At 69.0% G+C, this 24,263-nt stretch carries 25 protein-coding genes; 19 read left to right on the top strand and 6 right to left on the bottom strand.

All coding sequences use genetic code 11. From position 1 onward, the window contains the following. The first annotated feature begins 9 nt into the window (after nucleotides 1–9). The 7 genes from G8A07_RS21660 to G8A07_RS21630 all read left to right on the top strand — a co-directional run bounded on the left by G8A07_RS21660 (nucleotide 10) and on the right by G8A07_RS21630 (nucleotide 7,522). Nucleotides 10–951, top strand: a complete 942-nt coding sequence (locus G8A07_RS21660; protein WP_195794027.1) for an ABC transporter permease — start codon at nucleotides 10–12, stop codon at nucleotides 949–951. Nucleotides 952–1,024: 73 nt separating this feature from the next. Then, nucleotides 1,025–1,867, top strand: a complete 843-nt coding sequence (locus G8A07_RS21655; protein WP_195794026.1) for an ABC transporter permease — start codon at nucleotides 1,025–1,027, stop codon at nucleotides 1,865–1,867. Next, nucleotides 1,864–2,886, top strand: coding sequence for an ABC transporter ATP-binding protein (locus G8A07_RS21650; RefSeq protein ID WP_195794025.1), 1,023 nt, complete (start codon nucleotides 1,864–1,866; stop codon nucleotides 2,884–2,886). The genes G8A07_RS21655 and G8A07_RS21650 overlap by 4 nt, the downstream gene beginning before the upstream one ends. Then, nucleotides 2,886–3,866, top strand: coding sequence for an ABC transporter ATP-binding protein (locus G8A07_RS21645; RefSeq protein ID WP_195794024.1), 981 nt, complete (start codon nucleotides 2,886–2,888; stop codon nucleotides 3,864–3,866). The genes G8A07_RS21650 and G8A07_RS21645 overlap by 1 nt, the downstream gene beginning before the upstream one ends. Beyond that, on the top strand, nucleotides 3,863–5,170 hold the full coding sequence (locus G8A07_RS21640; RefSeq protein ID WP_195794023.1) for an alanine racemase: 1,308 nt from the start codon (nucleotides 3,863–3,865) through the stop codon (nucleotides 5,168–5,170). The genes G8A07_RS21645 and G8A07_RS21640 overlap by 4 nt, the downstream gene beginning before the upstream one ends. Nucleotide 5,171: 1 nt before the next feature. Next, nucleotides 5,172–6,077: a MurR/RpiR family transcriptional regulator gene (locus G8A07_RS21635; protein ID WP_195794022.1), complete on the top strand. Its 906-nt coding sequence runs from the start codon at nucleotides 5,172–5,174 to the stop codon at nucleotides 6,075–6,077. After that, the gene (locus tag G8A07_RS21630) at nucleotides 6,074–7,522 is read left to right on the top strand and encodes an amidohydrolase family protein (RefSeq protein WP_195794021.1); all 1,449 of its coding nucleotides are present in this window, start codon (nucleotides 6,074–6,076) and stop codon (nucleotides 7,520–7,522) included. Before G8A07_RS21635 ends, G8A07_RS21630 begins: the two co-directional genes overlap by 4 nt. On the opposite strand, the gene G8A07_RS21625 is transcribed toward G8A07_RS21630, so the two are convergent. Continuing rightward, nucleotides 7,502–8,311 (bottom strand): Crp/Fnr family transcriptional regulator, encoded by an 810-nt coding sequence (locus G8A07_RS21625; RefSeq protein WP_195794020.1) that lies wholly within the window; start codon nucleotides 8,309–8,311, stop codon nucleotides 7,502–7,504. The genes G8A07_RS21630 and G8A07_RS21625 overlap by 21 nt on opposite strands. A gap of 193 nt (nucleotides 8,312–8,504) precedes the next feature. On the opposite strand from G8A07_RS21625, the gene G8A07_RS21620 reads away from it, so the two are divergent. From G8A07_RS21620 to G8A07_RS21585, 8 genes are all read left to right on the top strand, one after another. Further along, entirely contained in the window at nucleotides 8,505–10,463 is a 1,959-nt protein-coding gene (locus G8A07_RS21620; RefSeq protein WP_249937087.1) for a long-chain fatty acid--CoA ligase, read from the top strand. Then, nucleotides 10,463–11,248 carry an ABC transporter ATP-binding protein gene (locus G8A07_RS21615; RefSeq protein ID WP_195794018.1) on the top strand — a complete coding sequence of 262 codons (786 nt, stop codon included), beginning with the start codon at nucleotides 10,463–10,465 and terminating at the stop codon, nucleotides 11,246–11,248. Before G8A07_RS21620 ends, G8A07_RS21615 begins: the two co-directional genes overlap by 1 nt. A gap of 13 nt (nucleotides 11,249–11,261) precedes the next feature. Continuing rightward, nucleotides 11,262–12,191: a branched-chain amino acid ABC transporter permease gene (locus G8A07_RS21610; RefSeq protein ID WP_195794017.1), complete on the top strand. Its 930-nt coding sequence runs from the start codon at nucleotides 11,262–11,264 to the stop codon at nucleotides 12,189–12,191. A 3-nt stretch (nucleotides 12,192–12,194) separates the two neighbouring features. Further along, nucleotides 12,195–13,259, top strand: coding sequence for a branched-chain amino acid ABC transporter permease (locus G8A07_RS21605; protein WP_195794016.1), 1,065 nt, complete (start codon nucleotides 12,195–12,197; stop codon nucleotides 13,257–13,259). Between the two features lie 215 nt (nucleotides 13,260–13,474). Then, nucleotides 13,475–14,800: an ABC transporter substrate-binding protein gene (locus tag G8A07_RS21600; RefSeq protein ID WP_195794015.1), complete on the top strand. Its 1,326-nt coding sequence runs from the start codon at nucleotides 13,475–13,477 to the stop codon at nucleotides 14,798–14,800. A gap of 79 nt (nucleotides 14,801–14,879) precedes the next feature. After that, nucleotides 14,880–15,689 carry an ABC transporter ATP-binding protein gene (locus G8A07_RS21595; protein ID WP_195794014.1) on the top strand — a complete coding sequence of 270 codons (810 nt, stop codon included), beginning with the start codon at nucleotides 14,880–14,882 and terminating at the stop codon, nucleotides 15,687–15,689. A 10-nt stretch (nucleotides 15,690–15,699) separates the two neighbouring features. Then, the gene (locus tag G8A07_RS21590) at nucleotides 15,700–16,008 is read left to right on the top strand and encodes a hypothetical protein (protein ID WP_195794013.1); all 309 of its coding nucleotides are present in this window, start codon (nucleotides 15,700–15,702) and stop codon (nucleotides 16,006–16,008) included. Beyond that, complete coding sequence (locus G8A07_RS21585; RefSeq protein ID WP_195794012.1) at nucleotides 16,005–17,264, top strand: phenylacetate--CoA ligase family protein; 1,260 nt, start codon at nucleotides 16,005–16,007, stop codon at nucleotides 17,262–17,264. The genes G8A07_RS21590 and G8A07_RS21585 overlap by 4 nt, the downstream gene beginning before the upstream one ends. A gap of 16 nt (nucleotides 17,265–17,280) precedes the next feature. On the opposite strand, the gene G8A07_RS21580 is transcribed toward G8A07_RS21585, so the two are convergent. Then, on the bottom strand, nucleotides 17,281–17,817 hold the full coding sequence (locus G8A07_RS21580) for a hypothetical protein (protein ID WP_195794011.1): 537 nt from the start codon (nucleotides 17,815–17,817) through the stop codon (nucleotides 17,281–17,283). A gap of 188 nt (nucleotides 17,818–18,005) precedes the next feature. Here G8A07_RS21580 and G8A07_RS21575 point away from each other — a divergent pair, with 188 nt between their 5' ends. The 3 genes from G8A07_RS21575 to G8A07_RS21565 all read left to right on the top strand — a co-directional run bounded on the left by G8A07_RS21575 (nucleotide 18,006) and on the right by G8A07_RS21565 (nucleotide 21,108). Continuing rightward, nucleotides 18,006–18,971 (top strand): tripartite tricarboxylate transporter substrate-binding protein, encoded by a 966-nt coding sequence (locus G8A07_RS21575; RefSeq protein ID WP_195794010.1) that lies wholly within the window; start codon nucleotides 18,006–18,008, stop codon nucleotides 18,969–18,971. 365 nt (nucleotides 18,972–19,336) lie between these two features. Then, the gene (locus G8A07_RS21570) at nucleotides 19,337–19,870 is read left to right on the top strand and encodes a gamma carbonic anhydrase family protein (protein ID WP_195794009.1); all 534 of its coding nucleotides are present in this window, start codon (nucleotides 19,337–19,339) and stop codon (nucleotides 19,868–19,870) included. A gap of 20 nt (nucleotides 19,871–19,890) precedes the next feature. Then, nucleotides 19,891–21,108: an MFS transporter gene (locus tag G8A07_RS21565; RefSeq protein ID WP_195794008.1), complete on the top strand. Its 1,218-nt coding sequence runs from the start codon at nucleotides 19,891–19,893 to the stop codon at nucleotides 21,106–21,108. On the opposite strand, the gene G8A07_RS21560 is transcribed toward G8A07_RS21565, so the two are convergent. Genes G8A07_RS21560 through G8A07_RS21545 form a run of 4 tightly spaced genes read right to left on the bottom strand, consistent with a single transcriptional unit; the run spans nucleotide 21,100 to nucleotide 23,259 of the window. Beyond that, entirely contained in the window at nucleotides 21,100–21,468 is a 369-nt protein-coding gene (locus tag G8A07_RS21560) for a cupin domain-containing protein (RefSeq protein WP_195794007.1), read from the bottom strand. The genes G8A07_RS21565 and G8A07_RS21560 overlap by 9 nt on opposite strands. A 13-nt stretch (nucleotides 21,469–21,481) precedes the next feature. After that, nucleotides 21,482–21,862 carry a VOC family protein gene (locus tag G8A07_RS21555; protein ID WP_195794006.1) on the bottom strand — a complete coding sequence of 127 codons (381 nt, stop codon included), beginning with the start codon at nucleotides 21,860–21,862 and terminating at the stop codon, nucleotides 21,482–21,484. A gap of 39 nt (nucleotides 21,863–21,901) precedes the next feature. Beyond that, entirely contained in the window at nucleotides 21,902–22,342 is a 441-nt protein-coding gene (dtd, locus tag G8A07_RS21550; RefSeq protein WP_195794005.1) for a D-aminoacyl-tRNA deacylase, read from the bottom strand. After that, nucleotides 22,339–23,259: a cation diffusion facilitator family transporter gene (locus G8A07_RS21545; RefSeq protein WP_195794004.1), complete on the bottom strand. Its 921-nt coding sequence runs from the start codon at nucleotides 23,257–23,259 to the stop codon at nucleotides 22,339–22,341. Before G8A07_RS21545 ends, dtd begins: the two co-directional genes overlap by 4 nt. Before the next feature lie 81 nt (nucleotides 23,260–23,340). On the opposite strand from G8A07_RS21545, the gene argB reads away from it, so the two are divergent. Further along, nucleotides 23,341–24,255 (top strand): acetylglutamate kinase, encoded by a 915-nt coding sequence (gene argB / locus G8A07_RS21540; protein ID WP_195794003.1) that lies wholly within the window; start codon nucleotides 23,341–23,343, stop codon nucleotides 24,253–24,255. Nucleotides 24,256–24,263 lie beyond the last annotated feature (8 nt).

Genomic DNA, 24,263 nt, shown 5'->3' with positions numbered 1-24,263 from the left:
GCCGGCATCATGTTGAAGTACCTGCTTTCCCGCCTGGGCGGCATGGCGGTGGTGATGGCCATCGTCGCCGTGCTGGTGTTCCTGCTGACGCGCGCCGCGCCCGGCGACCCGGTGGCGGTGCTGCTGGGCGACCAGGCCACGCCTGCCGACATCGCCCGGGTGCGCGTGCAGTACGGGCTGGACCAGCCGCTGCCGCTGCAGTTCGGCTACTGGCTGCGCGAGCTGGCCCAGGGCAATCTGGGCGACTCGATCTTCCTGCAGCGCCCGGTCACCCAGGCGCTGTGGGAGCGCGCCGAGCCGACCCTGCTGCTGGCCCTGCTGGCGGTGGCGGTGGCGGCGCTGATCGGCGTGCCCTGCGGCGTGCTGTCGGCGGTGTTCCGCGGCCGCTTCATCGACCAGTTCTTCACCGGCATCGCGATGCTGGGCGCCAGCATCCCGAGCTTCTGGATGGGCCTGGTGCTGATCCAGATCTTCGCGGTCTCGCTGGGCTGGTTCCCTGTCTCGGGCTATGGCGATCCGGGCGCGCCCCTGTCGCAGCGGCTGCACGCGCTGGTGCTGCCGGCCCTGGTGCTGGGCCTCCTGAACTCGGCGCTGATCATCCGCTTCACGCGCGCCTCGATGCTGGATGTGCTGAGCGAGGACTATGTGCGCACCGCCCGCTCCAAGGGCCTGCCCGAGGGCGTGGTGGTGTTCAAGCATGCGCTGCGCAACGCCCTGGTGCCGATCGTCACCGTGCTGGGCCTGACGGTGGCGCTGATGATCGGCGGCGCCGTGATCACCGAGACGGTGTTCGGCCTGCCCGGCGTCGGCAACCTGGTGGTCAACGCGGTGCTGCGGCGCGACTACCCGGTGATCCAGGGCGCGCTGCTGGTGATCGCGGCCATCTATGTGCTGATCAATTTCTTCATCGACCTGCTCTACATGGTGGTCGATCCGCGGGTCAAAGTATGACGCCCCTACGCTCACTTCGTTCACTGCCCCCCGAGGGGGCGCGGCTTCCCTTTGGGCGGCCAGGCAGGAAGCCATGAAAGTCCCACTCGCTCTCAAGCTGCTGGTGCGCCGACGCATCGTGCTGCTCGCGATGATCGTGCTGACGCTGATCGCGGTGCTGGCGATCGGTGCCGAGCTCTTTGGCCGCGTCGATCCCAACGACACCGCGGTGCTGGAGCGCCTGCGCGGCCCCAGCGGCGCGCATTGGCTGGGCACCGACGAGCTGGGCCGCGACGTCTATGCGCGCATCGTGCATGGCGGGCGCTACTCGCTGATGATCGCGGCCGGCACCGCGCTGGGCGCGGTGCTGATGGGCACCCTGCTGGGCCTGGTGGCGGGCTTCTTCAAGCGCCTGGACGGGGCGCTGATGCGCCTGGTCGACGCGATGATGTCCTTCCCCGACATCTTGCTGGCGATCGCGCTGGTGGCCATCCTCGGCCCCTCGATGTTCAACGTGGTGCTGGCCCTGGTGCTGGTCTACACGCCGCGGGTGGCGCGGGTGGTGCGGGCCTCGACCCTGGTGCTGCGCGAGCTGCTGTTCGTCGAGGCGGCGCGCGCGGTGGGCGTGGGCACCGCGCGCATCCTGTGGCGTCACATCCTGCCGAATCTGCTGTCGCCGGTGCTGGTGCAGCTGTCCTTCATCTTCGCCTATGCGATCCTGGCCGAGGCCGGCCTGTCCTTCCTGGGCGTCGGCGTGCCGCCCGACATCCCGACCTGGGGCACGATGGTCGCGGGCAGCCAGAGCTATGCGCACCAGGCCTTCTGGGTCGTGCTGTTCCCGGGCCTGGCCATCATCTTCACCGCGCTGTCGCTGCAGCTGGTGGGTGACGGTGTGCGCGACCTGCTCGACCCCAAGCTGAAGAAGTCCATGAAATGAGCGCGAGCCAAAACTCCCTGTCACCCCTGCTGAATGTCCAGGGTCTGGGCACGGCCTTCCCGACCCATGATGGGCTGGTGCGCGCGGTGGCCGATGTCAGCTTCAGCGTGCAGCCGGGTCGCACCACGGCCCTGGTCGGCGAGTCGGGCTCCGGCAAGTCGGTCACCAGCCTGACCCTGATGGGCCTGCTGCCCAAGGACTGCGATGCGCGCATCAGCGGTCGCGCCGACTTCCGGTGCCGCGACGGCCGCCAGGTCGATCTGCTGAGCCTGCCGGCCCGGCAGGCGAGGGCGCTGCGCGGCAACGAGATCGCGATGATCTTCCAGGAGCCGATGACCAGTCTGAACCCGGTGCTGACCATCGGCGAGCAGATCGCCGAGAGCCTGCGCCTGCACAAGGGCCTGGACCGCGCCGCGGCGCTGGCCGCGGCCCGGCGCATGCTGGAGCTGGTCGAGATCCCGGCCGCCGGCCAGCGCCTGGGTGAGTACCCGCACCAGCTTTCCGGCGGTATGCGCCAGCGCGTGATGATCGCGCTGGCGATGGCCTGCGAGCCGCGCCTGCTGATCGCCGACGAGCCGACCACCGCGCTGGATGTGACGATCCAGGCGCAGATCCTGGCGCTGATGGGCCGGCTGCAGCGCGAGACCGGCATGAGCGTGCTCTTCATTACCCACAACCTGGGCGTGGTCGCCCACCATGCCGACGAGGTGGTGGTGATGTATGCGGGCCGCGTGGTCGAGAGCGCACCGGTGCGGCCGCTGTTCGCCGCGCCGCGCCATCCCTACACGCAGGGCCTCTTGAACTGCCTGCCGGCCAAGGCGCGCAAGCCCGGCGAGCCGCGGCCCAAGCGCCTGTTCGCGATCCGCGGCCAGGTGGCCAGCCCACTGGCGCCGCCGCCCGGCTGCGCCTTCGAGCCGCGCTGCGACCAGGCTCAGGCGCGCTGCCGCGAGGTGATGCCCGGCCTGGTGCCGCTGGCCGGGCGCCAGGCGCGCTGCATCCATGCCGAGGAGATGGTGTGATGGTCCACGAGCAAGAACAGCAAGCCCTGATCGAGGTGCGCCACCTGAAGCGCTACTTCGGCGACGTGAACAAGAAGCCGGTGCGCGCGGTCGACGATGTCAGCTTCGCGATCCGTCCCGGCGAGACCCTGGGCCTGGTCGGCGAGTCCGGCTCGGGGAAAAGCACCCTGGGCCGCAGCGTGCTGCGCCTGATCGAGCCCAGCGCCGGCCAGGTGCTGTACCGCGGCGAGGACATCGCCCAGGCCAGCGCCAAGCGCATGCGCGAGCTGCGTCGCAAGCTGCAGATCATCTTCCAGGATCCCTATGCCAGCCTGAACCCCAAGATGCGCATTGCCGACATCCTGGGCGAGGCGCTGGACACCCATGGCCTGGCCAAGGGCCGCGAGGCGCGCGCGGCGCGCATCGCCGAGCTGCTGAGCCTGGTGGGCCTGCGGCCCGAGCATGGCGCGCGCTACCCGCATGAGTTCAGCGGCGGCCAGCGCCAGCGCATCGGCGTGGCGCGCGCGCTGGCGGTGGAGCCGGAGTTCATCGTCGCGGACGAGCCGCTGTCGGCGCTGGACGTGTCGATCCAGTCCCAGGTGGTGAACCTGCTGATGGAGCTGCGCGAGCGCTTCAAGCTGACGATGCTGTTCATCTCGCACGACCTGGACGTGGTCGAGTACCTGTGCGACCGCGTCGTCGTGCTGTATCTCGGCCGCGTGATGGAGGTGGCCGAGACCGACGCGCTCTACGAGCGGCCGCTGCACCCCTACACTCGTGCGCTGCTGGCGGCCTCGCCGCAGCCCGATCCCGAAGCCCCGCATCGGCCGGTGCCCCTGCAGGGCGACATCCCGAGCCCGATCAACCCGCCCTCGGGCTGCGTGTTCCGCACCCGCTGCCCCGAGGCCGAGGCGCGCTGCGCGCAAAGCGTGCCGCCCCTGACCGAAGTGCGCCCTGGCCGTTTCGTGGCCTGCTGGCGCCAGGAACTCCTCACGACATGAATAACGACCACGACCCCCTGCTGAGCCCGGCCCTGAAGGGCTTCCCGCTGACCGAGCCGGCGCTGCCGCTGTCCGCGCTGCCTGGCCGCCACTGGAACATGCTGGCCGGCGATCTGCCGCTGCCGCTGGCGGTGATCAAGCGCGAGGCGCTGGAGCACAACCTGCGCTGGATGCAGGACTATGTGCGCGGCCAGGGCATCGAGCTGGCCCCGCATGGCAAGACCACGATGAGCCCGCAGCTCTTCCAGCGCCAGCTCGACGCCGGCGCCTGGGGCATCAGCTTCGCCACCGTCAAGCAGCTGGCGGTCGGCGTGGCCAGCGGCCTGCGCAAGGCTGTGATCGCGAACCAGGTCTGCAGCGAGGCCGACCTGGCCGGCCTGGCCGCGCTGCTGGCCCAGCATCCGGAGCTGCGCGTCGTGTTCCTGGTCGACTCGCTGGCGCAATGCGCGCTGATCGAGCGCTGGCGCTCGCGCCGCGCCGATGCGCCGGTGTTCGAGGTGCTGCTGGAGATCGGCGCCGAGGTCGGCATGCCGGGCGGCCGCACCGGCGCGCGCACGCAGGACGAGGCGCTGGCCCTGGCCGCGCATCTGCATGCCGCGGCCGGTTTCCGGCTGGTCGGCATCGAATGCTACGAGGGCCTGGGCGCCAAGGGCGACAGCGCCGCCGATACCGCCTATGCCGACGCGCTGATGGCGCGGGTGCGCGCGGTGGCCGAGATCTGCGCCGAGCGCGGCTGGTTCGATGTCGCCGAGGGCGAGCCGGTGATCGTCTCGGCCGGCGGCTCCGGCATCTTCGACCTGGTGGCCGGCGCGCTGCGCCCGCGCCTGGCGGGCCAGCGGCCGGTGCTGGGCCTGTTGCGCTCGGGCTGCTATGTCACCCATGACCATGGCAACTACAAGCGTCTGGTGGCCCTGGTCGACCAGCGCCAATGCATCCATGACGGCCTGCGCAGCGCGCTGGAGGTCTGGGCCCTGGTGCAGTCCTGCCCCGAGCCGGGCCTGGCCATCCTGGCGGTGGGCCGGCGCGACATCTCCTACGACCTGGAGCTGCCGATGCCGGTCTGGCATGCGCCGCTGGACAGCCTGGCCGCGCCGCTGGCCGCGCCGGCGGCCTGGCGCATCACCGGGCTGAACGACCAGCATGCCTATCTGCGCTGGGACCCGGCGCTGGCCGCCGGCCCGCAGGTCGGCGACCGCCTGGGCCTGGGCATCTCGCATCCCTGCACCACCTTCGACAAATGGACCTGGCTGCCCATCGTCGAGAACGACTACCGGGTCAGCGACGCGGTGCTGACGCATTTCTAAGATGAGCAGCAGCAACGGCAACCACAAGGGGCTGATGGCCGCGATCGCCGAGGCGCAGGAAACCGCGCCGGCGGCGCGGCGCGCGATCTTCGCGCTGATGCTGGAGGACCCGGAGCGGGTGCTGGAGGAGAGCTTCGAGCATCTGGCCGCGCGCAGCGGTTCCTCGGTGCCGACCATCATGCGGGCCTGCCGCGATCTCGGCTTCGCGGGCCTGCGCGAGTTCAAGCTGGCGCTGGCGCAGGATCTGGCGGTCGGCGGCTCGCCGCTGCACCGCCGCGTGCAGCTGGAGGACACGACCGAGCAGGTCGCCGGCAAGATCTCGCGCAGCGCCGCCGGCACGATCGCCGGCCTGGCGCAGCAGTTCGACGCCGCGGCGCTGGACGCCGCCGCGCAGGCGATCGCCAAGGCCTCGCGCATCGACGCGCTGGCCGTCGGCGCCACCTCCAACTTCATGGCCGCCGACCTGCATGCGCGGCTGTTCCGTCTGGGCCTGGTGTCCAACGCCTGGTCGGATTTCCATTCGCAGCTGCTGGCCGCGGCCACGCAGGGGCCGGGCGGCGTCGTGATCGCGATCTCGCATGTGGGTGGCATGCCGCTGCTGCTGGAGGCGGTGACGGTGGCGCGCGCGCAGGGCGCGACCGTGATCGCGCTGACCCAGCCTGGCACCAAGCTGGCCGCCAATGCCGACATCGTGCTGGGCCTGAAGGTGCCGGACGATGCCACGATGCATGTCGGCACCGAAGCCTATCTGGCGCACCTGACCGCGATCGAGGTGCTGACCGTGCTGATCGCCAAGGCGATCGGCGAGCCGGCCGTGTACCGGCTCAAGAGCGTGCGCGAGGTGCTGCAGCGCCATGGCATCGACACGCATGACCATCCGCTTCTCAACTGGCAAGTACCTCAATGAGCGCAACAGAAACGGTACTGCTGAAGGGCGGCCTGATCGTCGACGGGTCCGGCGCCACGCCGGGCTGGCCGGGCGATGTGCTGCTGAAGGACGGCCGCATCGCGGCGATCGGCGCGGCGCTGTCCGACGCTGGCGCCGAGGCGATCGACTGCACCGGCCTGGTGGTTGCACCCGGCTTCATCGACGTGCACACGCATGACGATGCGCTGGCACTGGAGCAGCCGGACTGCCTGCCGAAGATCTCGCAGGGCATCACCACCGTGGTGGCCGGCAACTGCGGCATCTCGGTCGTGCCGCTGCGCACCACCGAGCCGCCGCCGCCGCTGAACCTCTTGGGCCGCACGGCCTTTCGCTTTGAGAGCTTCGCGGCCTACCAGGCGGCGTTGCAGGCGGCGCAACCCGCCGTCAACGTGGTCTCGCTGATCGGCCATACCGCGCTGCGCTTCGCGACCATGGGCAGCGATGTCGGCCGGCCGGCCGATGCCGCCGAGCTGGCGCGCATGGAGGCGCTGCTGGACGAGGCGCTGGCGCAGGGCGCGCAGGGCCTGTCCTCGGGCCTGTTCTACACACCCGCCGCGGCCGCGCCGGCCAGCGAGGTGCTGGCGCTGGCGCGCGTGGTGGCCCGGCATGGCGGCGTCTATGCCACCCATCTGCGCGACGAGATGGCCGCGATCCTGGAGGCCATGCACGAGGCCGCCGACACCGCCCTCAAAGCGGGGGTGCCCGTGATCTTCTCGCACCACAAATGCGCCGGCCCGGCCAACTGGGGGCGCACCCAGGAAACCCTGCCGCTGATCGATGCCTTCGCGGCGCGCCAGGACGTGGGCCTGGACGTCTATCCCTATCTGGCCGGCTCCACCGTGCTGCGCGAGGACCTGGTCGATGGCGTGATCGAGGTGCTCTTGACCTGGTCCGACAGCTACCCGGAGATGAGCGGGCGCAGCCTGGCCGACATCGCCGCGGAGTGGGGCGTCGACCAGCAGGAGGCCTGCCGGCGCCTGCAGCCCGGCGGCGCCTGCTACTTCCAGATGCACGAAGAAGACGTCGAGCGCGTGCTGGCGCATCGCCTGACGATGATCGGCTCCGACGGCCTGCCGCATGACCGCCATCCGCATCCGCGCCTGTGGGGCGCCTTCCCGCGCGTGCTGGCGCGCTACTGGCGCGAGAAGGGCCTGTTCGGCCTGGAGGAGGCGGTGCATCGCATGACCGGCCTGTCGGCGCGCCAGTTCCGGCTCAAGGACCGCGGCGAACTGCGCGAAGGCTGGGCGGCCGACGTCACCGTGTTCGACCCGCGGCGCGTGCAGGACCTGGCCAGCTTCGAGGCGCCGCTGCGCCGCGCCGAGGGCATCGCCCGGGTGTACGTCAACGGCGCGCTGGCCTACCGGGAGGGCGCGGCCGGCACCCTGGTGCGCGCCGGGCGTGCGCTAAGGCGCGGCCTGGGCTGAGTCGGCCTCGGCGCAGGGGAAGAAGTCGCGCAGGCCCTGCAGGTCCAGCACCCGCACGCCGCCGTACTCGACGCTGATCAGCTGCTGCGCCTGCAGGCGCTTCAGCGCCTCGTTGACACGCTGGCGCGACAGGCCCACCAGATAGGCCAGCTCCTGCTGCGTGATGCGCAGCAGGCTGCCGACACCCGGGTACAGCAGCGGATGGAACAGCGCGGCCAGGTTGCGGGCCACGCGCACATCGGGGTTGCCGATGCGGTCGGTTTCCCGCGCCGCGATGAACTGGCCCAGGCGCTCGTTGAGCTGGTTCAGCACGAAGCGGTTGAAGCCGATGCTGTGCTCCAGCAGCTCGTGGAAGGTCTCCAGCGGCAGGCCGGCCACCACGCTCTTGCGCAGGGCCTGGATGTTGTAGCGGTAGACCTCGCGCTTGAGCAGGGTGCCCTCGCCGAACCAGCCGCCCGGCGGCACACCGGTGAAGGTGACGGCCTGGCCGGTGGAATCGTCGTTGCTCATCTTCAGCAGGCCGTCGACCACGCCGAACCAGTAGCTGGCCGGCTTGCCGATGCGGCACAGGCGCTCGCCCACCTCGGCATCGGCCACCTGCAGCCGCGCGATGGCCTGCTCGCGCTGGTCCGGGCTCAGCACCTTCAGCCAGGGGATCGCGTCCAGCTCGGCATGGGTGGCCGCGCGGGCGCGCTGGCGCAGCGGCGTGCCCGGAGCAGCGGGCGAAATTGAGGGCGGGGAGGGCGACCGAGCCGTGCCGGTCGGGACTGCCAGCGAGGAGGTGTTCATGGGCGCCAAGCATGCGCGACAAGGGCCGCGAATGCGCCCTGGGGAAAGCTCGCCCCCGGGCAGACCCTAGGATTGTCGGTGCAGCGACAACATGGCGTCAAAGTCCGACCTAGTATTGCGTCAACCGGGGCCAAGAGACATCGCAAAAAAAGATCGATGCCTGGCCCGCTCGAACAGAGTACAGGAGACAACGGTGGCGAAGACGACAACCACGACCTTCCCGCGCTTGCTGCTCGACCATGCGGCCCGGCGTCCCGATGCGCCGGCGCTGCGCGAGAAGGAGTACGGCATCTGGCAGACCCTGAGCTGGGCCCAGCTGGCGGCCCTGGTGCGCGAGCTGGCCCATGGACTGGCCGCGGCGGGCCTCGCGCGCGGCCAGCATCTGGTGGTGGTGGGCGAGAACCGGCCGCGCCTGTACGCCAGCATGCTGGCGGCGCAGTCGCTGGGCGCGATTCCGGTGCCGCTGTACCAGGACGCGGTGGCGGCCGAGTTCCTGTTCCCGATCACCAATGCCGAGATCGCCTTCGCGGTGGTGGAGGACCAGGAGCAGGTCGACAAGCTGCTGGAGATCCGCGAGAGCTGCCCGCAGCTGGCGCATATCTGGTACGACGATCCGCGCGGCCTGCGCAACTATGACGAGCCCGGCCTGGCCTCGCTGGATGCGTTGTGCGAGGCCGGCCGCCGCCATGCCGCGGCGCAGCCCGGCTTCTTCGAGGCCCAGGTCGAGGCCGGCCGCGGCGACGATGTGGCCGCGATGTTCTTCACCTCGGGCACGACCGGCAATCCGAAGGGCGTGGTGCACAGCCACATGACCCTGATCGACCGCGCCCAGGCCGGCATGCGCTTCGACAAGCTGAGCGAGCGGGAGGAGGTGCTGGCCTATCTGCCGCCGGCCTGGATCGGGCAGAACATCTTCAGCTATGCGCAATGGCTGGCCTGCGGCTATGTCGTCAACTGCCCGGAGTCCGCCTCGACCGTGTCGATCGACCTGAAGGAGATCGGCCCGACCTATTACTTCGCGCCGCCGCGCGTGTTCGAGGGCCTCCTGACCAGCGTGATGATCCGCATGGAGGACGCCGGCGCCTTCAAGCGCTGGCTGTTCGCCCGCTGCATGGCTCTGGCGCACCGGGTCGGGCCGGCGCTGATGGACGGCAAGCCGGTCGGCGCGCTGGACAGGCTGAAGTACGCTCTAGGCAATCTGCTGATCTACGGCCCGCTGCGCAACACCCTGGGCCTCTCAAGGGTGCGGGTGGCCTATACCGCCGGCGAGGCGATCGGGCCGGACCTGTTCAGCTTCTATCGCAGCATCGGCATCAACCTGAAGCAGCTCTACGGCTCGACCGAGACCGCGGTGTTCGTCTGCCTGCAGCCGGACCACGAGGCCAAGGCCGACACGGTGGGCGTGCCGATCGAGGGCGTCGAGATCAGGCTGGCCGACTCGGGCGAGATCCTGGTACGCTCGCCGGGCCTCTTGAAGGGCTACTACAAGAACGAGGCGGCCACCGCCGAGGTGCTGACGGCCGAGGGCTGGTACCACACCGGCGATGCCGGCTTCATCGATGCCGGCGGCCATCTGAAGATCATCGACCGCGCCAAGGATGTCGGCCGCATCCTGGGCGGCCCCAACGACGGCGCGATGTTCGCGCCCAAGTATGTCGAGAACAAGCTGAAGTTCTTCGCCCACATCAAGGAGGCGGTGGCCTTCGGCGACAAGAAGGACCGCGTCTGCGCCTTCATCAACATCGACTTCGAGGCGGTGGGCAACTGGGCCGAGCGCCGCAACCTGCCCTATGCCGGCTATACCGACCTGGCGGCCAAGCCCGAGGTCTACGAGCTGATCCGCGACTGCGTCGAGAAGGTCAATGCCGACCTGGCCCAGGACGAACTGCTGGCCGGCAGCCAGATCACCCGCTTCCTGGTGCTGCACAAGGAGCTGGATGCCGACGACGGCGAACTGACCCGCACCCGCAAGGTGCGCCGCGGCGCGATCGCCGACAAGTACAAGCTGCTGATCGACGCGCTCTACGAGGGCAAGACCTCGCAGTTCATCGAGACCGCGGTGAAGTTCGAAGACGGGCGCAGCGGCAGCGTGTCGGCCGATCTGAAGATCGTCGACGTGAAGACGTTCCCCGCCGTCCGGAGGGCCGCCTGATGTCCAGCAAGAAGATCGGGGACGTGATCCTCGACGTCAAGAACATCTCGCTGAGCTTCGGCGGCGTCAAGGCGCTGACCGACATCAGCTTCAATGTCCGCGAGCATGAGATCCGCGCGATCATCGGCCCGAACGGCGCGGGCAAGAGCTCGATGCTGAACTGCATCAACGGCGTCTACCAGCCGCAGCAGGGCCAGATCACCTTCCGCGGCAAGACTTTTCGGCACATGAACTCGCGCCAGGTGGCCGAGATGGGCGTGGCGCGCACCTTCCAGAACCTGGCCCTGTTCAAGGGCATGAGCGTGCTGGACAACATCATGACCGGCCGCAATCTGCACATGAAGACCAACCTCTTCCTGCAGGCGCTGCGCTGGGGCCCGGCCGAGCGCGAGGAAACCGCGCAGCGCGAGAAGGTCGAGCGCATCATCGATTTCCTCGAGATCCAGGCCTATCGCAAGACCCCGGTCGGGCGCCTGCCCTACGGCCTGCAAAAGCGCGTCGACCTGGGCCGTGCGCTGGCGATGGAGCCGCAGGTGCTGCTGCTGGACGAGCCGATGGCCGGCATGAACGTCGAGGAGAAGCAGGACATGTGCCGCTTCATCCTGGATGTCAACGACGAGTTCGGCACCACCATCGTGCTGATCGAGCACGACATGGGCGTGGTGATGGACATCAGCGATCGGGTCGTCGTGCTGGACTACGGCAAGAAGATCGGCGACGGCGCGCCCGACGAGGTGCGCAAGAACGAAGACGTGATCCGTGCCTACCTCGGCACGTCCCACTGAGCGAGGTGCAGGCATGGGATTTTTTCTTGAGACCCTGATCGGCGGCCTGATGGCCGGCATGCTGTATTCGCTGATCGCCTTGGGCTTCGTGCTGATCTACAAGGCGTCGGGCGTGTTCAATTTCGCGCAGGGCGCGATGGTGCTGTTCGCGGCGCTGGCGATGGCGCGTTTCGCCGAATGGATCCCGCAGTGGACCGGCATCGAGAGCAAGCTGCTGGCCAATGTCGCGGCCTTCGTGCTGGCGATGGCGGTGATGATCGTCGTGGCCTGGGCGATCGAGAAGCTGGCGCTGTCCAAGCTGGTGAACCAGGAGGGCATCACCCTGCTGATGGCCACCCTGGGCATCACCTACTTCCTCGACGGCCTGGGCCAGACCCTGTTCGGCAACGACATCTACAAGATCGATGTCGGCATGCCCAAGGATCCGGTGATCGTGGCCGAGTCCCTGTTCCAGGGCGGCATCCTGGTCAGCAAGGAAGACCTCTACGCGGCACTGATCGCCGCGGCGCTGGTGATCCTGCTGGCGCTGTTCTTCCAGAAGACCGCCACCGGCCGCGCGCTGCGCGCGGTGGCCGACGACCACCAGGCCGCGCAGTCGATCGGCATCCCGCTGTCCACCATCTGGATCATCGTCTGGAGCGTGGCCGGTTTCGTCGCGCTGGTGGCCGGCATCATCTGGGGCAGCAAGTTGGGGGTGCAGTTCTCGCTCTCGCTGGTGGCGCTGAAGGCGCTGCCGGTGGTGATCCTGGGCGGCCTGACCTCGGTGCCCGGCGCCATCATCGGCGGGCTGATCATCGGCGTCGGCGAGAAGCTGTCCGAGATCTACATCGGCCCGATGCTGGGTGGTGGCATCGAGATCTGGTTCGCCTATGTGCTGGCCTTGTTGTTCCTGCTCGTTCGGCCGCAAGGCCTATTCGGGGAAAAAATCATCGATCGGGTCTGAGCCATGCTTTACAGAGAAAACGGCCAGTTCAAGGCCACCTACCGCGCCGACCAACAGATCTTCCCGATCCGCCAGGACCGCATCGCCCTGATCGCGCTGCTGCTGATCGCCTTCGTGCTGGTGCCGCTGTCGGCGCCGGAATACCTGTTCCGCGCGATCCTGATCCCCTTCCTGATCCTGTCGCTGGCCGCGCTGGGGCTGAATATCCTGGTCGGCTACTGCGGCCAGATCTCGCTGGGCACCGGCGCCTTCATGGCGGTGGGCGCCTATGCGGCCTACAACTTCCAGGTCCGCATCGAGGGCATGCCGTTGATCGCCTCGCTGCTGCTGGGCGGCGCCTGCTCGACGGTTGTTGGCGTGCTGTTCGGCATCCCCTCGCTGCGCATCAAGGGCCTGTACCTGGCGGTGGCGACCCTGGCGGCGCAGTTCTTCGTCGACTGGGCGGCGCTGCGGCTGAAATGGGTCACCAACGGCTCGGACTCGGGCTCGGTCAGCGTGGCCGGCCTGCAGGTGTTCGGCTTCTCGCTGCAGAGCCCGGCGGCCAAGTACCTGTTCTGCCTGGCGATCGTCGCGCTGTTCGCGCTGCTGGCCAAGAACCTGGTGCGCAGCGCGATCGGCCGCGAGTGGATGGCGATGCGCGACATGGACGTGGCGGCCGCGGTGATCGGCATCCGCCCCGTGTACGCCAAGCTGACCGCTTTCGCGGTCAGCGCCTTCATCGTCGGCGTGGCCGGCGCGCTGTGGGGCTTCATCCACCTGGGCGCCTGGGAGCCGGCGGCCTTCAACATCGACCGCAGCTTCCAGCTGCTCTTCATGGTGATCATCGGCGGCCTGGGCTCGATCATGGGCGCCTTCCTCGGCGCGGCCTTCATCGTGCTGCTGCCGATCCTGCTGGACCAGATCCCGCTGTGGTTCGGCATCCCGATCTCCACCGCCACCGCCTCTCACCTGACCAGCATGATCTTCGGCGCGTTGATCGTGTTCTTCCTGATCGTCGAACCGCATGGCCTGGCGCGCCTGTGGTCCACGGCCAAGGAGAAGCTGCGCCTTTGGCCCTTCCCGCATTGAGATGACAGCCCACCCCCTACGCGCTGCGCGCGCCCCCTCGAGGGGGCAGCGCCGACCGACCGGCCAAGCCGGATCGGCGCCGCTCGCTTGGGAAAGCATCCGCTTTCGTGCAGCGGATGCTGCGAAGCGGATGGAATCGCTGAGTTGTTTGTTGTTCCCGCCCCTCGAAGACAAGCGCACCCCCGAGTGACGCATCCACAACAGGAGACAAGACGATGAAGACGACGATCATCAAGACCATCGCGCTGGCGCTGTGCGCCTCGGGCCTGTCCGCCACGGCCGTGCAGGCGCAGCAGGCCAAGGAGCAGTTCTTCCCGCTGCTGGTCTACCGCACCGGCCCCTATGCGCCCAACGGCACGCCCTGGGCCAACGGCAAGCAGGACTACCTGAAGCTGATCAATGCGCGCGACGGCGGCGTCAACGGCGTCAAGTTGACCTATGAGGAATGCGAAACCGGCTACGCCACCGACAAGGGCGTCGAATGCTACGAGCGCCTGAAGGGCAAGGGCGCCTCGCTGTTCGACCCGCAGGCCACCGGCATCACCTTCGCGCTGACCGACAAGGTGCCCCAGGACAAGATCCCGCTGATCACCCTGGGCTACGGCCTGTCGTCCTCGCAGGACGGCAATGTGTTCAAGTGGAACTTCCCGCTGATGGGCAGCTACTGGACCGCGGCCGACATGCTGATCCAGCATCTGGCCAAGAAGGAGGGCGGCTTCGACAAGCTCAAGGGCAAGAAGATCGCGCTGGTCTATCACGACAGCCCCTTCGGCAAGGAACCGATCCCGCTGCTCGACGAGCGCCAGAAGATGCATGGTTTCGACCTGGTCAAGATCCCGGTCACCGCGCCCGGCGTCGAGCAGAAGTCGGCCTGGCTGCAGGTGCGCCAGCAGCGCCCGGACTATGTGCTGCTGTGGGGCTGGGGCGTGATGAACAGCACCGCGCTGAAGGAGGCCCAGGCCACCGGCTATCCGCGCGAGAAGATGTACGGCGTCTGGTGGGCCGGCGCCGAGCCGGACGTCAAGGACGTGGGCGAGGGCGCCAAGGGCTACAACGCGTTGGCGCTGAACACCTCGGGCCAGACGCCCAAGGTGATCCAGGACATCCTGAAGCTGGTGCACGACAAGGGCCAGGGCACGGGCCCGAAGGACGAGGTCGGCTCGGTGCTCTACACCCGCGGCCTGATCATCCAGATGCTGGGCGTCGAGGCGGTACGGCGCGCGCAGGAGCGCTTCGGCAAGGGCAAGGTGATGAGCGGCGAGCAGGTGCGCTGGGGCCTGGAGAACCTGGCGCTGGACGACAAGAAGCTGGCCGCGCTGGGTCTGACAGGCGTGATCCGCCCGATCTCGACCTCCTGCCAGGACCATATGGGCTCGACCTGGGCGCGCGTGCACACCTGGGACGGCGCCAAGTGGAACTTCAGCTCCGACTGGCTGCAGGCCGACGAGATGATCATCAAGCCGATGGTCAAGGCCGGCGCGGACAAGTACGCGGGCGAGAAGAAGCTGACCCGCCGCACGCCTGAAGACTGCCAGAGCTGATCGGCCTTCCCGAGGGCTCCGCGCGGAGCCCTCATCGAAGCGCCGCGGGCGGCGTTTCGATGAGTCACGAGGACCCCTTATGAGCAGCAATGTGCTTTTGAACGTCAACGGCATCGAGGTGATCTACAACCATGTGATCCTGGTGCTGAAGGGCGTCTCCCTGCAGGTCAGGGAGGGCGCGGTCGTGGCCCTGCTGGGCGGCAACGGCGCCGGCAAGACGACTACTCTGCGCGCGGTCTCGAATCTGTTGGCCGGCGAGCGCGGCGAGGTCACCAAGGGCAGCATCGAGCTGCGCGGCGAGCGCATCGAGAAGCTCAGCACCTCGGACATGGTCAACCGCGGCGTGATCCAGGTGATGGAGGGCCGGCATTGCTTCGCCCACCTGAGCATCGAGGAGAACCTGATGACCGGTGCCTACACCCGCAAGGACGGCAAGGCGGCGGTCAATGCGACCCTGGAAAAGGTCTACAACTACTTCCCGCGCCTGAAGACGCGCCGCGGCAGCCAGGCCGCCTACACCTCGGGCGGCGAGCAGCAGATGTGCGCGATCGGCCGCGCGCTGATGGCCAATCCGAAGATGGTGCTGCTGGACGAGCCCTCGATGGGCCTGGCGCCGCAGATCGTCGAGGAGGTGTTCGAGATCGTCAGGGACCTGAACGCCAAGGAGGGCACCACCTTCCTGCTGGCCGAGCAGAACACCAGCATGGCGCTGCGCTATGCCGACTATGGCTACATCCTGGAGAACGGCCGCGTCGTGATGGACGGCGAGGCCAAGGCCTTGCGCGAGAACGAGGACGTCAAGGAGTTCTACCTCGGCATGGGCGGCGGCGACCGCAAGAGCTTCAAGGACGTGAAAAGCTACAAGCGCCGCAAGCGCTGGCTGGCCTGAAGGAGGCGAGATGAGCAGTGACGACGAACAGGACTTCTTCGCCCCGCCGGCCTTCAAGCCCGATGTGGCGCTGATCCAGCTGAAACGCTTCCTGCGCGACCAGCGCCAGCTGGCCGAACGTGGCAACGAGTTCACCTTGAAGGGCCTGACGGTGCTGGAGCTGAGCATCGACGCGGCGACCCTGACGGCCAGGCTGGCGAAGAAGCCGCTGCAGCGCCCCGAATGGGACAGCAAGGTCTGCAAGAACAGCGCCGAGCTGCGCGCCTTGCAGGACGAAATCAAGAAGCGCCTGGCGCGCTGGACGGATGAAGAGCGATGACGACGGCTGCTGTTTTCTTTGACGAGCTGGAGACCCGCGACCCGGAGCTGCGCGAGCGCGCGCTGATGGGCGCGCTGGCCGGCCAGGTGGCCCATGCCCAGGCGCGTGCGCCGGCCTTCGGCGAGCTGCTGGACGGCGTGGAGGCGGCGCGGGTGGACAGCCGCGCGGCGCTGGCGCGCCTGCCGGTGACGCGCAAGCATGAGCTGCTGGCGCGCCAGCAGCGGCGCCGCGCGGACAGTCCCTTCGGCGGCTTTGCCGCGATCGGCTGGGGCGCGGCGACGCGGCGCGTGTTCCAGTCGCCCGGCACGATCTACGAACCCGAGGGTGCGCGCACGGACTACTGGCGCGCGGCCCGCGCGCTGTTCGCCGCCGGGCTGCGCGCCGGTGAGCTGGCGCACAACAGCTTCAGCTACCACCTGACCCCGGCCGGCTCGATGATGGAGACCGGCGCCCATGCGCTGGGCTGCACCGTGTTCCCGGGCGGCGTCGGCAATACCGAGCTGCAGCTGCAGGCGATCGCCGAGCTGAAGCCGCAGGCCTATATCGGCACACCGAGCTTCCTGAAGATCCTGCTGGACAAGGCGGCCGAGGCTGGTCAGCCGCCGCTCTCAATCGGCAAGGCCCTGGTCAGCGGCGAGGCCTTCCCGCCCTCGCTGCGCGACTGGTTCGCCACGCGCGGCGTGGTCGGCTATCAATGCTATGCCACCGCCGACATCGGCCTGATCGCCTACGAGACCGCGGCGCGCGAGGGCCTGGTGCTGGATGAGGGCGTGATCGTCGAGATCGTGCGGCCCGGCACCGGCGACCCGGTGCCCGAGGGCGAGGTCGGCGAGGTGGTCGTCACCACCCTGAACCCGGACTATCCGCTGATCCGCTTCGGCACCGGCGATCTCTCGGCGGTGCTGCCGGGCCGCTGCCCGACCGGGCGCAGCAACACCCGCATCAAGGGCTGGATGGGCCGGGCCGACCAGAGCGCCAAGGTGCGCGGCATGTTCGTGCATGCCTCGCAGGTGGCCGAGATCGTGCGGCGCTTTCCGCTGCTGGGCCGGGCACGCCTGGTGGTCGAGGGCGAGATGGCCAACGACCGCATGCGCCTGCGGCTGGAGCTGGCGGGCACGGTGCCCGAGGGCCTGGCCGATCAGGTGGCCGGCGCGATCCGCGATGTCACCAAGCTGCGCGGCGAGGTCGAGTTCCTGGCCCCCGGTAGCCTGCCCAATGACGGGCGGGTGATCGAGGACGCGCGCAAGTACGAGTGAGCGAGCGGGGTGGCGCTCAGCGCGCCGCCAGCTCGAGCGCCGGCGCTGCCAAGGCCGCCGGATCGCGCAGGCTGGCCGCGGCCATCGCGCCGCGCGCCGCCGGTTGCCCGGCATCCCAGGCCACCAGCACCTGCGGCACCGGCAGGCGGGTGCTCGCCTGGGACACGGTCTGGCGGCCGCTCATCTGCCATTCGGCGGCGCCACCGACCAGCCAGTCGACCCGGCCGCTGGCCAGGCCGGCCAGGCGCCGGTGCAGCTGCAGGGCCCGGGCATCGCCCGGCTCGCCATAGATCAGCACATCGCGCGACAGGTCGATCCCCGCGGCCGAGACCGCGCGGGCCAGCGCGGCCGCATCGGCCTGCAGCAGCGCCGCGCCGTCAAGGCGCACCGCGCCGGGCAGCAGCGCGGCCGCATCGGCGCGCAGGTCCCAGGCCTGGGCACCGTCCTGCAGGCGTTGCTCGGCCATGCTGGCCGACACCGGCTCGGCCAGGACCGGCAGGCCGGACAGGCTCAGAAGGGCGGTGGCGAGGAGGTGGCGGAGGGTGTTGCGCATGATGCTTGGCACTATGGCAGCCGGGGCTTATGCCGTCCAATACAGAGTCGCAAGAACCATATAGCGATCCCATCTATGACTTGGTTGAAACCCTAGGTGGGTCTTACGTAATTCCCGCTACGGCATGCGCACAAGCGTCCCCTAGCATTTGGGTTCCGCAACCGAGATACCGAGAGAGGATGACAACGATGAAGAAGCTGTTGCTGGCCGTGGCAGCCACCGTGGCGGCCGGGGCTGTTTGGGCCTATCCCGATAAACCCGTCAACATCGTGGTGCCGTTCTCGGCCGGCGGCCCGACCGACAAGGTGGCGCGTGACCTGGCCGAATCGCTGCGCAAGACGCTGAACGCGACCCTGGTGATCGAGAACGTCGGCGGTGCCGGCGGCACCCTGGGTGCGACCAAGGTCGCCAAGGCCGCGCCGGACGGCTACACCCTGCTGTTGCACCACATCAGCATGGCCACCTCGCCGGCCCTGTACCGCAACCTGCAGTACAAGACCCTGGACGATTTCGAGTACATCGGCATGATCAACGAGGTGCCGATGACCCTGATCGGCAAGTCCACCCTGCCGGCCAACAACTATGCCGAGCTGAGCAAGTGGCTGGAGGCCAACAAGGGCAAGATCAACCTGGCCAACGCCGGCCTGGGTGCCGCCTCGCACCTGTGCGGCCTGCTGTTCCAGAGCGCGGTCAAGATCGACATGACCACCGTGCCCTACAAGGGCACCGGCCCGGCGATGACCGATCTGCTGGGCGGCCAGGTCGACATCATGTGCGACCAGACCACCAACACGACCAGCCAGATCGAGTCGGGCAAGGTCAAGGCCTTCGCGGTCACGACCACCAAGCGCCTGACCACGCCGGCACTGGCCAAGCTGCCGACCCTGGACGAGTCCGGCCTGAAGGGCTTCAACGTGTCGATCTGGCACGGCATGTACGCACCCAAGGGCACGCCCAAGGCCGTGGTCGAGAAGCTCAACGCCGCGCTGAAGGCCGCGCTGAAGGACCCCGAGTTCATCAAGCGCCAGGAAGCGCTGGGCGCGGTGGTCATCACCGACAAGCGCGTCGAGGGCGCCGAGCACAAGAAGTTCGTCGAAGCCGAGATCAACAAATGGGCCCCGGTCATCAAGGCCGCCGGCCAGTATGCTGACTGAGGACCGAAGGCATTCCCTGCGGACTGCCTGACGCCTTGCCCCAAGCCCGCCGCCGGCGGGCTTTTTCATGGGCTCTTTGTTCATTGACTTGTGATACTCCCGGCGTGGTTTGGATGGCCCCAGCAAAGAGCCGGGTGGCGCCGGGACGCGGGCACGCGCAATTGCTCCGTGCTCGGGCCTGAGGCCCGATCCTTCGCCAGGCACAAGCAGTCCTCAGGACTACTTGTGTCCGGGCTCAGACCCCCGGGCCGCAAGGCCCCGGCAGGTAGCAGCAGGCCTGCACGCCCTCGTGCGCCCAGACCTTCACCATCACAGCGTCATCAATCAACGCGCAAAGAGCCTTCTCATTTCGTCTGGAAACCGCCATGGCCCTGTCCCCCTTCCTCGACCAGCAGCCCCGCCTCGACGCGGGCGTCTTCGTGCACGACTCGGCCCAGGTGATCGGCGATGTCAGCCTGGGGCGCGACAGCTCGGTCTGGTGCAATGCGGTGCTGCGCGGCGACGTGAATCGCATCGTCATTGGCGAGGCCAGCAATATCCAGGACCTGACGATGGGCCATGTTTCGCACCGCAACGCCGCCAAGCCCGAGGGCTCGCCGCTGCTGATCGGCAGCCATGTGACCGTCGGGCATTCGGTGATCCTGCATGGCTGCCGCATCGGCGACGAATGCCTGATCGGCATGGGTAGCCTGGTGATGGACGACGCCGTGATCGAGGACCGGGTGATGCTGGGCGCCGGCAGCCTGGTGCCGCCGGGCAAGCGCCTGGCCTCCGGCCAGCTCTATATGGGCCGGCCGGCGTTGCCGGTGCGCGCGCTAACGGCCGAGGAGATCGCCTATCTGCGCTACTCGGCCGAGCACTATGTGCGGCTGAAGCGGCAGTACCAGCAGGGCGTCTAGGGCTTGGGTAGCATGCGGCGATGAGCGCCAGCCTCGCCGCAAGCCCCGCCGCCGCGCCTTGGGCCCGCCGGCTGCTGCTGGCGCGCGGCCTGCGCGGCTTTGCCGACGGCTTCATCGCGGTGCTGCTACCGGCCTATCTGCAGGCGCTGGGCCTGAGCCTGTTGCAGGTGGGCCTGATCGCCACCCTGACCCTGGCCGGCTCCGCCTTCGCGACCCTGGCACTGGGCGCTCTGGGGCACCGCTGGCCGGCGCCGCGGCTGCTGCGCGGCGCGGCCCTGCTGATGGCGGCCACCGGCCTGGGCTTCGCCGGCCTCTGCGGCTTCTGGCCGCTGGCGCTGGTGGCCTTTGTCGGCACCCTGAACCCGAGCTCGGGCGATGTCAGCGTGTTCCTGCCGATCGAGCATGCGCGCCTGGCCGTGGCCGCCCAAGGCCATGCCCGCACCCGGCTGTTCGGCCGCTATGCGTTGACCGGTTCGCTCAGCGCCGCCTGCGGCGCGCTGGCCTCCGGCCTGCCGCTGCTGCTGCACGAGCAATGGCGGTTGCCGATGCTCGACGCGCTGCGCCTGATGTTCGTCGCCTATGCCGCGGTGGGCGCCCTGGTCTGGCTGCTCTATGCCGGCCTGCCCCGGGCGGGCGCGGCGGCCGAAGCGCCGCCGGCGCCGCTGGGCGCCTCGCGGCCCGCGGTGCTGCGCCTGGCGCTGCTGTTCAGCGTCGACAGCTTTGCCGGCGGCCTGATCGTCAATGCGCTGCTCGCGGCCTGGCTGCAGCAGCGCTTCGGGCTCTCGCTGGCCGAGGCGGGCCGCTTCTTCTTCCTGACCGGCCTGCTGGGCACCCTGTCGCTATGGCTGGCGCCACGCCTGGCCGAGCGGGTGGGCCTGGTCAACACCATGGTCTGGACCCATATCCCCGCCAGCCTGCTGCTGATGGCGGCGGCCCTGGTGCCGCAGTGGCCGCTGGCCATGGCCCTGCTGCTGGCGCGCAGCCTGCTGTCGCAGATGGATGTGCCGGCGCGCTCGGCCTTCGTGATGGCGGTGGTCAGCGCGCCGGAGCGCGCGGCGGCGGCCAGCTTCACCGCGGTGCCGCGCAGCCTGGCCGCCAGCCTCAGCCCCAGCCTGGGCGCGGCCCTGCTGGCGGCGGGCTGGCCGGCCGCGCCGCTGTTGCTGTGCGGCGCGCTGAAGATCGGCTACGACCTGGCGCTGTGGCGACGCTTTCGCGGCACGCCGGAAGGGTCAGACTGAACCGCCCGGCAGCTCCACCAGCACGAACTGCTTGCGCACCGGCTCGACCACCTCGAACTCGCCCTCGAAGCCCGGCGGGATCACCGCGCCCTGGCCGGGCCCGACCTCGGTGAAGGCGCCGCCCGCGCGCTCGTGCAGCCGCACCCGGCCGCTCAGCACGAAGAAATACTCCTGCTTGGCCGGAGGGAAGACGATGCGCCAGCGGCCGACCTCGCATTCCCAGGTGCCGGCGCTCATCGGCCCGGCCTCATGCGCGAGCCAGGTCTTGCGCAGCGGCGCGCCGGCGACGCGGCGGTCATCGCGCGGCTGGTCCAGTGCAGGAGCCTGGCCCTCGGTGCGGTCAATCAGGACGATGGACATCGGTGTCGCTCCTTCAGCCCTCGGCGGCGCGGCAGACCACGGCCAGCTTGTTGCCGTCCAGGTCGCGGAAATAGCAGGCATAGAAGTTCGGCCCATAGTCGCGCAGACCAGGTGCGCCCTCACTCGTGCCGCCGGCCGCCAGCGCCGCGGCATGGACCGCGTCGACCTGGGCTCGGCTCGTGGCGTCCAGCGCCAGCATGCTGCCGTTGCCGATGCAGGCCTTGTTGCCGTCATAGGGCGCACAGACCCACAGCTGCGGCTTGCCCTCGGGGCCGAAGCCGGCGATATGGTCGTTGGCATAGCCGGGCACCAGGCCCAGCGGCGCCAGCACCGCGGTGTAGAAGGCGCGGGCGGCGGGCAGGGCATTGCTGCCCAGGGTCACGTAGCTGATCATCGAGGCGTCTCCATCGCTGTGAATGATTGACTCATCTACTTACTGCATGCGCATCGGGATCGTGACCGGACCGTCGTTGACCAGATGCACCTGCATGTCGGCGCCGAATTCGCCGGCGCCCACCTCCGGATGTGCTGCGCGGGCCTGCGCCAGCAGGTAGTTGTACAAGTGGCGGCCCAGCTCGGCCGGCGCCGCGCCGCTGAAGCTGGGGCGGTTGCCACCGCTGGTGTCGGCAGCCAGGGTGAACTGCGAGACGATCAGCAGCCCGCCGCCGATGTCCTGCAGGCTCTGGTTCATCTTGCCGGCCGCGTCGCTGAAGATGCGCAGCTTCAGCACCTTGGCCAGCAGCTTGTCGGCCTGCGCCTCGCCGTCGCCCGGCTCGGCGCAGACCAGCATCAACAGGCCCGGCCCGACCGCGCCCACCACCGCCCCCGCCACCTCGACGCGGGCCTGCTTGACCCGCTGCAATACCGCGATCACCTTGCTTGCTCCTGTTTGGATTCGTCCGTCATCTGCTCGTCCTTCACCGCCTCGGCCTCCACGTCCAGCGGCAGCAGCTGGATGCTGGCGCGCAGGCCCGGCACCGCGTCCATCAGCGCCTGCTCGACCGTGCCGCGCAGCGCCGCCGCGCGGCCGAGGCTCCAGCCGGCGGGCATGTGCATGTGCAGGTCGACGAAGCGGCGCCGACCGGCATTGCGGCTGGCCACATGGTCGAAGCGGATCAGCCGCGGCTGCGCGAAACCGTCCAGCACCTGCTGGATCTGCGCCTGGGTGGCGGCGTCCAGCGCCTCGTCCATCAGGCCCTGCGAGGAGCGCCAGACCAGATGCGCGCCCTCGCGCAGGATATTGGCCGCCACCAGCAGTGCGATCAAGGGGTCCAGCCACAGCAGGCCGGTGGCCCAGACGCCCAGCAGGCCCAGCATCACGCCGATGCTGGTCCAGACATCGGTGAACAGATGGCGCGCATCGGCCTCCAGCGCCATCGAGCGGTGCACGCGCGCATTGCGCAGCATGGCCCAGGCCAGGCTGCCGTTGAGCAGGGTGCTGACGAGCGACAGCGCCAGGCCCAGGTCCAGCCCCTGCACCGGCTGCGGTGCCAGCAGGCGCTGCAGCGCGGCCCAGGCGATGCCCAGCGCCGCGCCGATGATCAGCACGCCCTCGAAGCCGCTGGAGAAATACTCGGCCTTGTGATGGCCGAAGGGATGGTCCGCGTCGGCGGGGCGGCGCGCGATCGTCACCATTGCCAGCGCGAACAGCGCGCCGGCCAGGTTGACGAAGGATTCCAGCGCATCGGCCGCCAGGCTGACCGAGCCGGTCCACCACCAGGCGCCGGTCTTCAGGGCGATGGTGACCAGGGCCACCGCCACCGACAGCTTCAGATAGGCGCTTACTTGCATGATGCCGCGCATTGTCGGCCCGTCGCCGGGTGCGCCCTACAATCGTTTGCAGCTTCCATCCAACATCTTCGTCCGCACGCCATGAAGACCGAATCCAGCGCCCACAGCACCGACGTTTCGCACATCGCCCCGCGCGAGAAGGCCGAGATCCTGTCCCAGGCTCTGCCCTATATCCGCAAGTTCCACGGCAAGACCATCGTGATCAAGTACGGCGGCAACGCGATGACCGATCCGGTGCTGCAGCAGGACTTCGCCGAGGACGTGGTGCTGCTCAAGCTGGTGGGCCTGAATCCGGTGGTGGTGCACGGCGGCGGCCCGCAGATCGAGGGCCTGCTCAGCAAGCTGGGCAAGAAGGGCGAATTCATCCAGGGCATGCGGGTCACCGATGCCGAGACCATGGACGTGGTCGAGTGGGTGCTGGCCGGCGAGGTGCAGCAGGACGTGGTGGGCCTGATCAATGCCGCGGGCGGCAAGGCCGTGGGCCTGACCGGGCGCGACGGCGGCCTGATCCGCGCCAAGAAGCTCAAGGTGCAGGACAAGGACGACCCGAGCAAGGAACATGACATCGGCCAGGTCGGCGACATCGTCTCGATCGACCCCAGCGTCGTGAAGGCGCTGCAGGACGACCAGTTCATCCCGGTGGTCAGCCCGATCGGCTTCGGCGAGCACAACGAGAGCTACAACATCAACGCCGACGTGGTGGCCGCCAAGCTGGCCACCGTGCTGCAGGCCGAGAAGCTCCTGATGCTGACCAATATCCGCGGCGTGCTGGACAAGCAGGGCGAGCTGCTGACCGAGCTGACCCCGAAGCGCATCGACGAGCTGGTGGCCGACGGCACGATCAGCGGCGGCATGATCCCCAAGATCGCCGGTGCGATCGACGCGGCCAAGAGCGGCGTCAACGCGGTCCACATCATCGACGGCCGCGTGCCGCACGCGATGCTGCTGGAGATCCTCAGCGATCAAGCCTACGGCACGATGATCCGCTCTCACTGAGTTCTGGC

Origin of the sequence: Roseateles sp. DAIF2, from assembly GCF_015624425.1 — a bacterium.
Taxonomy (GTDB): domain Bacteria; phylum Pseudomonadota; class Gammaproteobacteria; order Burkholderiales; family Burkholderiaceae_C; genus Kinneretia.
Note: the sequence above shows the minus strand (reverse complement) of the source record. Positions and strands in the feature narration are given on the sequence as shown.